Consider the following 13,406-nt stretch of genomic DNA (forward strand, 5'->3'; position numbering starts at 1 on the left):
TTATATATCAACGCAATAAACCCGAGCGCGAGGGCGTTTGGGTTTATTATTGAAGCGTATGTAACCTGGCGGCGCCACACCGCCTGTTAGTAGGGAGACACATGAACGTTCTGGTCGTCAACGCAGGATCTTCGACCCTTAAGTATCAGGTCATCGATACCAAGTCCCATAAGGTGTCCGCAAAGGGCTCCTGCGAGCGCGTCTGCTTTACCGGCGGCACTTTCACCCATGCTGCCAACGGCTCCAAGAAGGTGACCGAGAACATCGAGTTCCCCGACCACAAGGTCGCCATCGAGGTTGTCCTGAAGGACCTCGAGGCCAACGGCGTCAAGATCGAGGGTATCGGCCACCGTATCGTTCAGGGCGGTTGGTACTTTGGCGATTCCTCCCTCGTCGACGAGGATGTCCTCGCCAAGATCCGCGAGGTCGCTCCGCTCGCCCCGCTGCACAACAACCCCGAGGCCAACGTTATCGAGTACTGCCTGGAGCAGTATCCCGACCTGCCCAACGTCACGGTTTACGACACCGCTTTCCACTTCAACATGCCCGAGGTCGCCAAGACTTACGCCCTGCCCAAGGACGTCTGCGACAAGCTGCACATCCGTAAGTACGGCGCCCACGGCACCAGCTACCGTTACATCTCCAAGAAGGTCGCCGAGATGACCAACGGCGAGGCCCGCAAGGTCGTCGTGTGCCATATCGGCTCCGGCGCTTCCCTGTGCGCCATCGAGGACGGCAAGTGCATGGACACCACCATGGGCTTGACGCCGCTCGACGGCGTTATGATGGGCACCCGCTGCGGCTCCATCGACCCGGCTACCGTGTGCTACCTGCAGCGCGAGGGCGGCTACACCTTCGACGAGGTCGACGAGATGATGAACAAGAAGTCCGGCCTTTTGGCTGTGACCGGCGGCAAGACCAACGACTGCCGCAACGTCGAGGAGCTCGCCGCTGCCGGTGACCCCGAGGCCCAGCTCGCCTTCGATATGTTCGTCTACAAGATTGCCGCCAAGGCTGCCGAGATGGCCACCTCCATGTGCGGTATGGACACCCTGGTCTTCACTGCCGGCATCGGTGAGCACGCTCCTGCCGTCCGCGCCGGCGTGGCCGACCGCCTGGCCTTTATGGGCGTCAAGATGGATCATGCCCGCAACGCCCTGCGTGGTGACGGCGCATGGTGCCTGTCTGCCAAGGATTCCAAGGTTAAGATTTTCGTTATCCCCACGGACGAGGAGTTCATGATCGCTTCCGACGTCGAGCGCATCGTCAACGGCAAGTAATTGCAAAAGGGGAGGGGCTGGACGACCGAGCGCCGTTCGGCCCCTCTTTTGTGCTCGTTGGGCGATATGCCTGATAGTTATTTATTAAGTTGTGATAACTTCTTATTAACATGCGGCCGCCTTAAGGGGTCTGCGCCGACCGTATCGCACTGCAAAGGAGTCTCATGAACGTACTTGTTGTCAACGCCGGTAGCTCAAGCCTTAAATATCAGCTTTTGGATACCGATACCCGCGAGGTTTTCGCCAAGGGCAACTGCGAACGTATCGGTTCGGACATGGGCATCTTTGGCCACTCCGAGAACGGTGGCGCCAAGCAAACCGAGGAGGTCCCCTTCCCGGACCACCGTTCGGCTATCGCACGTGTGCTCGAGGAGCTCGAGAAGACCGACTTTACGATCGATGGCATTGGGCATCGTATCGTTCAGGGTGGCTGGTACTTTGACGATTCCGCGGTCGTCGACGATGAGGTCATGGCTAAGATTCTCGAGGTGGCACCGCTTGCCCCGCTGCACAACTACGGCGAGGCAGCGGCAATCGAGTATTGTCGCGAGAAGTATCCGGAGCTGCCCAACGTGGCCGTCTTCGACACCTCGTTCCACATGACTATGCCCGAGGTCGCCTACACCTACGCCCTGCCCAAGGACGTGTGTGACAAGTACCACGTGCGCAAGTACGGCGCCCACGGTACGAGCCACCGCTATGAGTGGATGATGGCCAAGGAGATCCTGGGTTCGCGCTGCCACCGTCTGCTTTCGTGTCATCTGGGCAACGGCGCTTCGCTCGCCGCCATTGAGGACGGTGTATGCCGCGATACCACGATGGGTCTCACGCCGCTCGACGGCCTGATGATGGGCACCCGTTGTGGTTCCATTGACCCGGCTACCGTGTGCTACCTGCAGCGCGAGGGCGGCTACAGCTACCAGGAAGTCGATGACATGATGAACAAGCAGTCTGGTCTGCTTGCCATCTCGGGCATCTCCAACGACGCCCGTGACATCCGTACGCGCGCCTCCGAGGGCGACGAGCGCTGCCTGCTCGCCTTCGATATGTTCGCCTACAAGGCCATGCAGCAGGCCGGCTCCATGATCGCTTCAATGGCGGGCGTGGACACCATTACCTTTACCGCCGGCATCGGCGAGAATGACTGGTCGATCCGCAAGGCCTTCTGCGACTGCTTCGAGTGGCTGGGCGTGCGCATCGACAACAACAAGAACCGCGAGGCCGTGGGCAACGGTCCGCAGGTCATCAGCGCCGCCGGTTCCGCCGTCACGGTCATGGTCATCCCCACCGACGAGGAATACATGATCGCCCACGACGTCGAGCGCCTGACCAAGAACAACTAACGCATTCGTCTGTAATTGACAAAAAGGCCTCCAGAGCAACAGCCCGGAGGCCTTTTTACTAGCAGGCGGAAATTCCAGTTCCAAAGTGATCATCGCCGGCAACGCCTGCGCTCCCAGCAACGTCACCCATTCGTTCAGATCCTCAGCCCCAGCTCGTAGCCAAGCCGCCGCCCACTCCAGATTCCCTGACTGCTGCGTGACGGCAGGGTCCCGAGGGGATATGTAAGCTATTCAGCCATCTGAGCCTGGACGGCGGTGATGGCTACGACACCCACGATGTCGTCGGCAGAGCAGCCGCGCGAAAGGTCGTTAACCGGCTTGGCGATGCCCTGCAGGATGGGGCCGTAAGCGTCGGCGCCGGCGAAGCGCTGGACCAGCTTGTAGCCGATGTTGCCGGCCTCGAGATCGGGGAACACAAGCACGTTGGCCTTGCCGGCAACGGAGGAGCCGGGGGCCTTGAGCTGGGCGACGGTGGGAACGATGGCGGCGTCGAGCTGCAGGTCGCCATCGATGGCGAGCTCGGGAGCCTTCTCCTTGCAGAACTTAACGGCCTCCTGGACCTTCTTGGCGACCTCGCCGCCGGCGGAGCCCATGGTGGAGTAGGAGAGCATGGCCACGTGCGGCTCGACGCTGCCCATAAAGGTGGACCAGGAGTGAGCGGAGGCGATGGCGATCTCGGAGAGCTCGTCGGAGGACGGGTTGATGTTGAGGCCGCAGTCGGCGAAGATCAGCGTACCGTCGGTGCCGAACTGCGGGGTGTCGGTGCACATCACGAAGAAGGCCGAGACCAGCTTGGTACCCGGGGCGGTCTTAAGGATCTGCAGCGCGGGGCGCAGGGTGTCGGCGGTGGAGTGGCAGGCGCCGGAGACCAGGCCGTCGGCGTCACCCATCTTGACCATCATGGTGCCAAAGTAGGTGGCGTCCATCACCTGGGCGCGAGCCTGCTCGATGGTGACGCCCTTCTTGGCGCGGAGCTCGGCAAACTTCTGCGCGTACTCCTCGTGCTTCTCGGCATTGCGCGGATCGATGACGGTGGCGCCGGGAACGTTGATCTCGTCGGGGTTGCCCAGGATGACGATCTTTGCCAGGCCCTCCTCGATGATCTTGGTGGCCGCGACGATGGTGCGCGGATCCTCGCCCTCGGGCAGGACGATCGTCTTAAGGTCGGCCTTGGCGGCAGACTTCATACGGTTAAGGAAATCGCTCATGTTACTCCTTACAAGCGTTTCACTAAGCTCCAGGCACCCGGCTGTTCACGAATAAACCCGCTGCTAGCGGGTTTACCTTTCAAATTTGTACGCCGCGGTGCTTGAGCTTTCCTTGTGTGGCAAGCTCATTATAGGACGCATTAGCGCTATAATCGCTCTGATAAATATGTCTCGAAGAATGTTCGAGAAAAGCCCAGCTAACGAGCCCGTGGCTTTTGACAAGGAGTATCGATGCAGATTACCTCAGGCCTGCCTGAAGGCTTTAACGCCGGCGCGTACGACATGATTGTCGTCGGTGCTGGATATGCCGGTGCCGTTTGCGCCCGCCGTCTTGCCGAGACCATCGGCTATCGTGTTGCCGTTTTGGAGCGCCGTAGCCACATTGCGGGCAATGCCTATGACTGCACTGACGAGGCCGGAATCCTGATCCACGAGTACGGTCCGCATATCTATCACACCTTTAACGAGCGCGTGCACAATTTCCTGTCGCGCTTTACCAAGTGGACGGATTATCAGCACAAGGTGCTCGCCAACATCAACGGCACCCTTATGCCCGTGCCCTTCAACCACGCGAGTCTCAAGCTCGCCTTTGGTGACGAGCGCGGCGAGGAGCTGTATCAGAAGCTCGTGGAGACCTTTGGCAAGGATGTCAAGGTGCCCATTATGGAGCTGCGTAAGAAGAACGATCCCGACTTGGCCGAGGTCGCTGATTACGTCTACGAGAACGTCTTTTTGCATTACACCATGAAGCAGTGGGGCCAGACGCCCGACCAGATCGATCCCTCGATCACCGGCCGTGTTCCCGTCTTTGTGGGCGACGATGACCGCTACTTCCCGCAGGCTCCCTTCCAGGGCATGCCGCAGGACGGCTATACCGCGCTGTTCGAGCATATGCTCGACCACGATCTGATTGATGTGTTCTGCGACGTGGACGCCCGCGACCTCTTCGAGATCGACGAGACCACCGTCAAGATCGACGGTAAGGTCTATGGCGGCGAGATCGTTTATACCGGTCCGCTCGATGAGCTGTTCAACCTCGACCTGGGCGCTCTGCCGTACCGTACGCTCGATATGAAGTTCGAGACGCTCGATATGGACCAGTTCCAGCCTGTGGGCACCGTCAATTACACCACGAGCGAGGATTACACGCGTATCACCGAGTTCAAGAACATGACTGGTCAGGTCCTGCCCGGCAAGACCACCATCATGAAGGAGTACTCCAAGGCCTATACGCCCGGCTCGGGCGAGACGCCGTACTACGCCATTCTTGAGCCCGAGAACCGTGAGCTCTATGAGCGCTATCTTGAGCGCGTCCAGAACCTGACGAACTTCCACCCGGTGGGTCGTCTGGCCGAGTATCGTTACTACGATATGGACGCCGTGACCAATTCCGCCCTCGATCTTTCGGATGAGATTATCGCCTGCCATGCATAAAGTCATAACATTCGGTATTCCCTCGTATAACGCCGCCAAGGACATGGACCATTGCATCACCTCCATTTTGGAGGGGAGCAATTTCGCTACCGATATCGAGATTATCGTGGTGGACGACGGTTCCAAGGACGAGACGGCAGCTAAAGCCGATGAGTGGGAGGCGCGTTATCCCGGTATCATCCGTGCGGTGCACCAGGAGAACGGCGGCCACGGTATCGCCGTCCTTTCGGGCCTGCGCGAGGCACAGGGCACCTACTACAAGGTCGTCGACTCGGACGACTGGCTCGACGGCGCAGCCCTTTCGACCATGCTTTCGATCCTGCGCGGCTTTGAGGAGCGCGATCAGCGCGTCGACCTGTTTATCTCGAACTACGTGTACGAGAAGGTTTACGAGGGTACGCACACCGCTATTGGCTACAAGTTTGCCCTGCCGCGTAAAAAGATCTTTACCTGGGACCAGATCGGTCATTTCCGCTTGGACCAGAACTTGCTCATGCACAGCCTGTGCTACCGCACGGATGTGCTGCGCGCATCCAACCTGCCTATGCCGCCGCACACGTTCTATGTAGACAACATCTACGCTTACGTGCCGCTGCCGCGTTGCAAGACTATCTATTACGCCGACATCGACCTCTATCGCTACTTTATCGGTCGCGAGGGCCAGAGTGTCAACGAGGCCACGATGGTCAAGCGTCTGGACCAGCAGTTCCGTGTTACGCGTATCATGATGGAGTCGTACCACCTGTACAGCGATGTCGAGTCGTCGCGTCTGCGTTCGTACATGATGGGCTACTTCACCATGATGATGGCGATCTGCTCGGTGCTCACCAAGCTTTCCGACGAGGATTGTGCCGATGAGCGTCTGAAGACGCTGTGGAATGATTTGAAGGCCTATGACGAGCGTATGTATCGTCGTGCACGTTACGGTGTGGTCGGCTTCTTCACTAACCTCCGCGGTCGTGCCGGAGACAAAACCACACTCGGCCTATACCGTCTTGCCTCAAAGATCTTCAAATTCAACTAACTGCCGAGTAATCGCTGCTGTTAGGTTGACTGGGCCCCTTGGCCTTTAGTTTGCTACTGCGAACAGTCCTGCTCGCACGGAAAGCACATTAAGTGCTTTCCGGCTCGTGCGGAACTTGTATCAAACTAAAGGCCAAGGGGCCTCTGCTATAAGAATCGATTGTCAGGTTATTTGAATTTGAAGATCTTCGACGCGCGGTACATAGGGGCCTGGGCTGAAAAGAATCTGGTTGGTAGGTTGCCCGGTGGGGCTTGGTTATGTTTGTCGCGAGTTCCGCACGAGCCGAAGAGCACTTAATGTGCTCTTCGTGCGAGCCAGGACTGTAGAGCAGCAAACATAACCAAGCCCCACCGGGCAACCGGTCAGGTTAGGCTACTTCGCGGCGCCGGGGATGCCGTGGGAGGTTTTGGCGGTTTTGGCTCCATTTACGATGGCGGTTTCCAGGGCCCTTACGGCGAGCATGCCCAGCAGGTCTAGGGGAACGACGGCGCTTGCCTGGGCGCCCAGTTTGCCGCTGGCGAGGGTGTAGATGGTGTCGCCATCGTTGGTAGTGTGCGTGGGACGGATGGCGTGTGCGTAGGCGTCTGCGGCCATCTGAGAGACCTTGGTGGCTTGTGCCTTAGTGAGTTCCACGTTGGTGACGATGCAGCTGATGGTGGTGTTGGTGCGGTCGAGCGGCATCTGCATGGATCCGGCGGCGGCAAAGGCTGCGAGTTCCATGTCGACGATCTGGTCGCTATCGGCTGCGGCACGCATACCGGCGACCCACTCGCCGGTGAAGGGGTCGACAACGTTGCCGCAGGCGTTGACCGAGACCACGGCGCCCACCTTGATGGGGCCGAGCGCCACGGCGGCAGCGCCAAGGCCGGCCTTCATGCAGGTGGCGGGGCCCATGAGCTTACCCACGGTAGCGCCCGTGCCGACGCCTACGTTGCCCTGTTCGAGCTTGGTGGGGGTGTGGTCGAGCGCCTCGCGCACGGCGGCGATGCCGGCCTCAATGTCGGGGCGAACGGTGGGGTCGCCAAAGGCAAGGTCGAAGATACAGCTGGAGCACACGATGGGCACCTGCGTGGGGCCGACGGGCAGACCAATGCCGCGGCTCTCGAGTTCGCGGGCCACGCCGCTTGCAGCCTCGAGGCCAAAGGCCGATCCGCCCGAAAGGCAGACGGCGTGGACCTTATCGACGGTGTTTTCGGGACGCAGCAGGTCGGTCTCACGCGAAGCGGGGGCGCCACCACGTACGTCAACGCCACCGGTGGCACCCTCGGGCGCCACGATTACGGTGCAGCCGGTGCCAGCCTCCTCGTCCGTATAGTTGCCAAAGCAAAAGCCATCGACATTGCAAACATCGATGGCTTCGAGCAGTGTGTCCATGTGTTCTCCTATCGGTTTTCCGCCGGGCCTTATGCCCGGTCGGGATCCGTACGGTACGGCAAAATTGTAGGCGCTGGGGGATACCCAGCGCCAGATGCAATTACGAGAGTTTTTGAATCGCGCGTGCGACGCGAGCGATGGGCAAGCCCACCACGTTATAGAAGTCGCCCGATATATCATGCACGAGCATGCGTCCTCCTGTGCCCTGAATGCCGTAGGCGCCGGCCTTGTCCATGGGCTCACCCGAGGCAACATAGCGCTCGATCTGCTCTTCGGTAAGCTCATAGAACGTCACGTCGGTCACATCGACAAACGACAGGCTCTCGGCGGCATGCGGAGCTGTAGCGTCGCCGGCTTTAACGATGCAGACGCCGGTTGCGACCTGGTGCGTGCGGCCCGAAAGCTCGCGGAGCATGGTGCGCGCCTCGTCCCCGTCTGCCGGCTTGCCCAAAATTTGGCCGTCAAAGGTGACAATAGTATCGGCCGCGACGGTCAGTTCGTTGGGCTCGGCATGTTCGGCCGTGACGGCAGCGGCTTTGGCACGCGCCAAGCGCTCGACGAGTGTAAGCGGAGCTTCGCCATCAAAAGGCGTTTCGTCGATATCTGCGGGAATCACGCGAATGTCATAGCCCGCCTCGCGCATCAACTCGATGCGGCGCGGTGATTGCGAAGCCAAAATCATAGCTGAATGCCCTCGGCGACCTTCTCGACGGCCTTGTCGCCGGCGAGTGTGCGCAGCAGCTCAAGCGCAAAGGGGAGCGACTGGGCCATGCCGCTGGCGGTGATGATGTTGCCGTCTTGCGTAACCTTCTCGCCGGTATAGGCGCCTTCGGGGAAGCTTTTCTCAAAGCCAGGGAAGCACGTGGCCTGGCGCCCCTCGAGTAGGTCGAGCTCGCCCAGGATAAACGGGGCGGCGCAGATGGCGGCAACGTGCTTGGTCGCGGCGAACTCGCAGACCACGTCGCAGACGCGCTGATCGGCGCGCAGGTTGGTGGCACCGGGCAAGCCGCCGGGCAGCACGACGCAGTCGTACTCGTCAAAGTTGATCTCATCAAAGAGCGCATCGCAGGTCACGGGGATCTGCAGCGAGCTTACGACCTCACGCGTGGGCATGATCGAGACGAGCGTGGCACGCACGCCGCCGCGACGCATGACATCGACCATGGTCAAGCATTCAATAGTTTCAAAGCCATCGGCGGCGAGAACGGCAACGCTGGGCATGAGGGTTCCTTTCATAGGCGGCATACAATTAGCCGTCTTATACCCCGAAGACCTCCGCTTGCCACGCTCGATTTCCCAATGATTTTTCTGAGCAATGATTAAGTGGCTAGTTGCGCCTAAGGTGGACGACGGTCTCGCAGTGGAAGGTTTGTGGGAACAGATCGACTGGCGTGATCTTTACGGGGGAGAAGGTGCCTTCTTCGACAAAGCGTTTGAGATCGCGCGCCAGGGTGGCCGGGTCGCAGCTCACGTAGGCTACATCGCGAGCACTCGTGCTGGCGATAAGGTCGATCGCCTCGGGGGCGAGGCCTGCGCGCGGCGGGTCGACCACCAAGACGTCGGCATCCTGGTCGGGGAACTCGCGCACCGCGTCTCCGCCAATGACGTCGACGTTATCAAGCTTGTTGATCTCCAGGTTACGGCGCAGGTCGCGCACGGCCGGGCCGTAGGCCTCGACGGCGGCGACGAAGTCGCAGCGGCGGGCGAGCGGCAGGGTAAAGGTTCCGGCGCCGCAGTACAGGTCCACGGCAAGCTCGTGCTCTTGCGGGTCGAGCGCCGTCATAACGAGCTCAATCAAAATTTCGGCACCCTTGGTGTTGACCTGGAAAAACGACGGGGCAGACAAGCGCATCTGGCCATCGGCGATGTTCTCGGTCCAGGAGCCCTCGCCGGCGAGCATCTCAACCTTGGAGACGCGACGGGCCTTCTTTTCGCCCTTGCTCATCACACGCACGATGCTCGTGGGATGAGCGGCGTCCGCCAGCACGCGGGAGACTTGCGAGCGCGGAAAAGAGCCTGTGGGCGTCCAGAGTGCAACCTCGAGCGCCTTGGTGCGGCGCGATGCGCGAATGCCCACGCGTTCGAGCCCCAAGTCATGGCTGCCGCTTAGATAGTTGAGTGCGCCGACGACCGATTTGAGCGCCTTCGGGAAGCGCTTATCGAACAGCGGGCATGCATCGACGGTCACGATTTTGCTGGGGTCGACACCGTGCATGCCAAGGCGTACGCGACCGTTGACGACGGTCGGTTCGAGCTCGATTTTATTGCGGTAGCCCCAGTCGTCCTTGGTGTGGCAGATGGGCTGCACCAACTCATCGACCTGCTCAGGAGCGAACTTGCCGATGCGCTCGAGCGTGGAGCGCAGGTTTTGCTCCTTGGCGGCGAGCTGTGCCGTGCGTGAGAGATTGCCCCACGAACAACCTCCGCAGATGCCAACGAAGGGGCAGGGGGGCTGAATGCGATCGGGGCTCGGCTCCAGAATCTCGGTCGTGCGGGCGCGCATGAACGACTTGCCGTCCTGTACGACCTCGGCCTCGACGGTGTCGCCTGCCACGGCGCCCTGTACAAAGACGGCCTTGCCGTTGTCGGCGTGCGCCAGCCCGTCGGCGCCGTAGGTCATCGATTCTATAGTGAGCTTCATATCCCTGCCTGTCATTCGTGTTGTTGCTCGCACCATGGTAGCAGGGAAAAGCGCCCCGCATCCGAGGCTTTCCTCAAATGCGGGGCGCTTCTACAAACTGCTTCTACAAACGACTATTTCGTCTTGCCGGTAATGAGCGTCTTAAGACCCAGGCCGATCAGGCCCAGGCCCATGCGCACACGACCGGGGCGATGGCGCTCGATGGCCTTGGTCTTGCCGGCGGGCTTATCGCGACGGGCACTCGTCTCGGGTGCGGGCTTAGCTGCCTGCGGCTCGGGCTGAGGTGCAGGTGCGGGCTCGGGCTCAATGACGGTCGCCTGGACCTTCTGAACCTCGGGTGTGGCCGGCTGCGGCTTAGGAGCAGGGGCGGGCTTTGCCTCAATGACGGGCTCGGGCGCGGCCTCGGCGTTGCGGTAGGCACGCTCCAGCAGGGCTTCCTGCGAGTTGAAGGGTTTCTCACCCTCTGCGCGCTCCACGGGGACCCAGGTGCCGTCGCTCGTGAGGCTGCGGGCCTTCACGTTGTCGCGCAGCTGCATGCCCATGTACTCGTGCACCAGGGCGCGGCAGGTGGGGTCGAGCACGGGGAAGGCGATCTCCACGCGGTGCTCGGTGTTGCGCGTCATCATGTCGGCCGAGCTCAGATAGATCATGTCCGAGTCCACGCCAAAGGCGTAAACGCGCGCATGCTCCAAAAAGCGTCCGACGATAGAACGGACATGCACGTTCTCGGTCTTGCCAGGAACGCCCGGCTTGAGGCACGAGATGCCGCGGATGATCATGTCCACGCGGACTCCTGCGCACGATGCCTCGGCGATCTTGTCGATGACCTCGCGGTCGGTGAGCGAGTTGAGTTTAAAGAACACGCGGGCGGGCTCGCCGGCGAGGGCGCGCTGGATCTCGCGGTCAAGCCCGCGCATGATGAGCGGTTTCAGTCCGACGGGCGCCACACCCAGGAAGCGGTAATCGCCGCGCAGGTTGCCCAGCGACAGGTTGCGGAAGAACAGGTTGGCGTCCTCGCCGATGCCGGGGTGAGCGGTCATGAGCATAAAGTCGCTGTAGAGTTTGGCCGTCTTCTCGTTAAAGTTGCCGGTGCCCAGCAGCGTCAGGCGCGTTAGCGCCATGCCCTCGCGATAGGTGAGCTGGCAGATCTTGGAGTGGCACTTAAAGCCCTCGGAGCCGTAGATGACGGTGCAGCCGGCCTCTTCCAGGCGCTCGGCCCACTCGATGTTGTTCTGCTCGTCAAAGCGGGCGCGGAGCTCCATGAGCACCGTGACCTCTTTGCCGTTTTCGGCAGCATCGATGAGTGACTCGCACAGGCGGCTTTGTTTGGCCACGCGGTAGAGCGTGATGCGCAGCGAGATGCACTCGGGGTCGTAGGCGGCCTCGTGCACCAGGTCCAGGAAGGGGTTCATGGCCTCATAGGGATAAAAGAGCAACTTGTCGTGCTGCAGCACCTGCTCGCTGATGGAGCGGGTCATATCGATGGTGGGATTGGGCTGCGGTTTAAACGGCGTAAAGAGCAGCTCGTTGCGTAGATGCTCGGGAATCTTGCCCTCAATGCCAAAGACGTAGCCCAGGTCAAGGGGGATATCGCAGGTAAAGACCGAGCGGCGAGAAAGCTCGAGCGCCTTGCGGATGGTCTTGAGCGTTGACTTTTCGAGTGAGCCCGAGACGGCAAGTACCACCGGCTGCAGACGCAGGCGCTTCTTGAGGATGCGCTTCATGTGCTGGCGGTAATCCTCTTCCTCCTCGACGCCCTCGCCGTCCGGGTCGATGTCGGCGTTGCGGGTGACGCGGATCAGCGCGCGGTCGAGCGGCTTATAGGAGCCAAAGCAGCTATCCAGGCAGGCGAGAATGACGTCCTCGAGCAAGATGTAGGAGTAGGTGCCGGTGGGCGAGGGGATTTCGACCACGCGGTTCATCGAGGCGGGAATCTCGATCAGGCCAAGCAGGCTCTCCTCGTCGGTGACGCCGTCCAGGCCACAAGCCAGATAGAGCGCGCCGTTGCGCAAGTTGGGGAAGGGGTGGCGCGGGTCGATGACCAACGGCGAGATGACCGGCGATACGTAGGCCTGGAAGTAGCGGGTTACAAAGGTATGTTCCTCGGGCGTAAGCGAATCGATGCGGGCGCGGTGAACGCCCAGAGTGTCGAGATTGCCCTCGATGCTCTTAAAGATCGACTCCCAGCGGGTAAGGAGCCCGGGCAGCTCTGCCATGACGGCATCGACCTGCTCGGAGGCGGTCATATTGCTCTTGTTGTCGACAGGTTGCTTTTTGAGCTCGGCCAGGTCGGACAGGCCACCCACGCGCACCATGAGGAACTCATCGAGGTTTGACTCGAAGATCGAGACGAACTTAAGGCGCTCGAACAGCGGCACGGACTCATCGAAGGCTTCGTCGAGCACACGGTTGTCAAAGCGCAGCCAGCTGAGCTCTCGGTTCTGCGTGTACGAGAAGTCGCGCGGCGGTTTGCGCAGCTTTGCGGCGGCTTGCTTTTTTTCGATTTTGCTCGGCATATTCATCTGTCCGTTCAGTCCCCGCAGGGGACGGTAGCCTAACACTATTCTCTATTGTCTCAATTTAGTCGACCTATGGCACGGATGCATTGTGCGAACGGTATCTTTACCTACTTCTAACGCTGACGAGCCGAAGTACTAACGCCCGGTGCTTTGAGTAAGCGATCTATATCCTCACACAACTGGTGAGAATGTATGAATAAGAATGATAGCAAGCTGAATATAATCGAATGTAGGTCGAATCGAGGGCAAGCGTCATTTATATGCAGAAAACCGTTTTCGCTATGCAATTTTGAATCATGGATAACTTTGAGTGTTTCGTCTTGATTTACTAGAAAAAAATAACGTTTACCTAGGAAAATCTGCTTTACAAAACTGAAGTGCATCATGGGGGAATCATATTCGATATACCGTTCATCGAACTTTGTTGACCGTTCGGGGGCGAGGTGGAAGTGCGGGTGATATTTGGATATAACTAGAGCTGTCAGCAAGCAGCACCCGTTACGGAAGGGTGCTGAGAGATTCGGCCGAAAGGCCCGAAAGAAAGGTAGGAGGCCATGACGAAAGGTCTGCACGTGCCTTCCGA

The 13,406-nt window shown here is 60.0% G+C and carries 10 protein-coding genes; 4 read left to right on the plus strand and 6 right to left on the minus strand.

The genetic code is table 11. The features are described 5' to 3' along the window. Nucleotides 1–101 precede the first annotated feature (101 nt). A complete protein-coding gene (locus DW112_RS07440) occupies nucleotides 102–1,280 on the plus strand; it encodes an acetate/propionate family kinase (protein ID WP_006234305.1) in 1,179 nt (392 codons plus the stop codon). Nucleotides 1,281–1,444: 164 nt separating this feature from the next. After that, nucleotides 1,445–2,623, plus strand: coding sequence for an acetate/propionate family kinase (locus tag DW112_RS07445; RefSeq protein WP_089573083.1), 1,179 nt, complete (start codon nucleotides 1,445–1,447; stop codon nucleotides 2,621–2,623). A gap of 227 nt (nucleotides 2,624–2,850) precedes the next feature. Here the strand turns inward: DW112_RS07445 and pta are convergent, their stop codons facing one another. Further along, a complete protein-coding gene (pta, locus tag DW112_RS07450; protein WP_117655322.1) occupies nucleotides 2,851–3,831 on the minus strand; it encodes a phosphate acetyltransferase in 981 nt (326 codons plus the stop codon). A 231-nt stretch (nucleotides 3,832–4,062) separates the two neighbouring features. Between pta and glf the strand changes: the two genes are divergently transcribed. Next, the gene (gene glf / locus DW112_RS07455) at nucleotides 4,063–5,265 is read left to right on the plus strand and encodes a UDP-galactopyranose mutase (protein ID WP_022094097.1); all 1,203 of its coding nucleotides are present in this window, start codon (nucleotides 4,063–4,065) and stop codon (nucleotides 5,263–5,265) included. Next, nucleotides 5,258–6,289, plus strand: a complete 1,032-nt coding sequence (locus tag DW112_RS07460) for a glycosyltransferase family 2 protein (protein ID WP_118328660.1) — start codon at nucleotides 5,258–5,260, stop codon at nucleotides 6,287–6,289. Before glf ends, DW112_RS07460 begins: the two co-directional genes overlap by 8 nt. Nucleotides 6,290–6,661: 372 nt before the next feature. On the opposite strand, the gene DW112_RS07465 is transcribed toward DW112_RS07460, so the two are convergent. From DW112_RS07465 to ppk1, 5 genes are all read right to left on the minus strand, one after another. After that, nucleotides 6,662–7,663, minus strand: a complete 1,002-nt coding sequence (locus tag DW112_RS07465) for a P1 family peptidase (protein ID WP_118328661.1) — start codon at nucleotides 7,661–7,663, stop codon at nucleotides 6,662–6,664. A gap of 100 nt (nucleotides 7,664–7,763) precedes the next feature. Further along, the gene (locus tag DW112_RS07470; RefSeq protein ID WP_089573088.1) at nucleotides 7,764–8,345 is read right to left on the minus strand and encodes a nucleoside triphosphate pyrophosphatase; all 582 of its coding nucleotides are present in this window, start codon (nucleotides 8,343–8,345) and stop codon (nucleotides 7,764–7,766) included. Continuing rightward, the gene (locus DW112_RS07475; protein WP_117638209.1) at nucleotides 8,342–8,884 is read right to left on the minus strand and encodes a DJ-1 family glyoxalase III; all 543 of its coding nucleotides are present in this window, start codon (nucleotides 8,882–8,884) and stop codon (nucleotides 8,342–8,344) included. Before DW112_RS07475 ends, DW112_RS07470 begins: the two co-directional genes overlap by 4 nt. Before the next feature lie 106 nt (nucleotides 8,885–8,990). Continuing rightward, complete coding sequence (rlmD, locus tag DW112_RS07480) at nucleotides 8,991–10,319, minus strand: 23S rRNA (uracil(1939)-C(5))-methyltransferase RlmD (RefSeq protein ID WP_118328662.1); 1,329 nt, start codon at nucleotides 10,317–10,319, stop codon at nucleotides 8,991–8,993. A 98-nt stretch (nucleotides 10,320–10,417) separates the two neighbouring features. After that, complete coding sequence (gene ppk1 / locus DW112_RS07485; protein ID WP_118328663.1) at nucleotides 10,418–12,826, minus strand: polyphosphate kinase 1; 2,409 nt, start codon at nucleotides 12,824–12,826, stop codon at nucleotides 10,418–10,420. Between the last annotated feature and the right edge of the window lie 580 nt (nucleotides 12,827–13,406).

The organism is Collinsella sp. AM09-41, from assembly GCF_003473245.1.
In the GTDB taxonomy this organism is placed as follows: Bacteria; Actinomycetota; Coriobacteriia; order Coriobacteriales; family Coriobacteriaceae; genus Collinsella.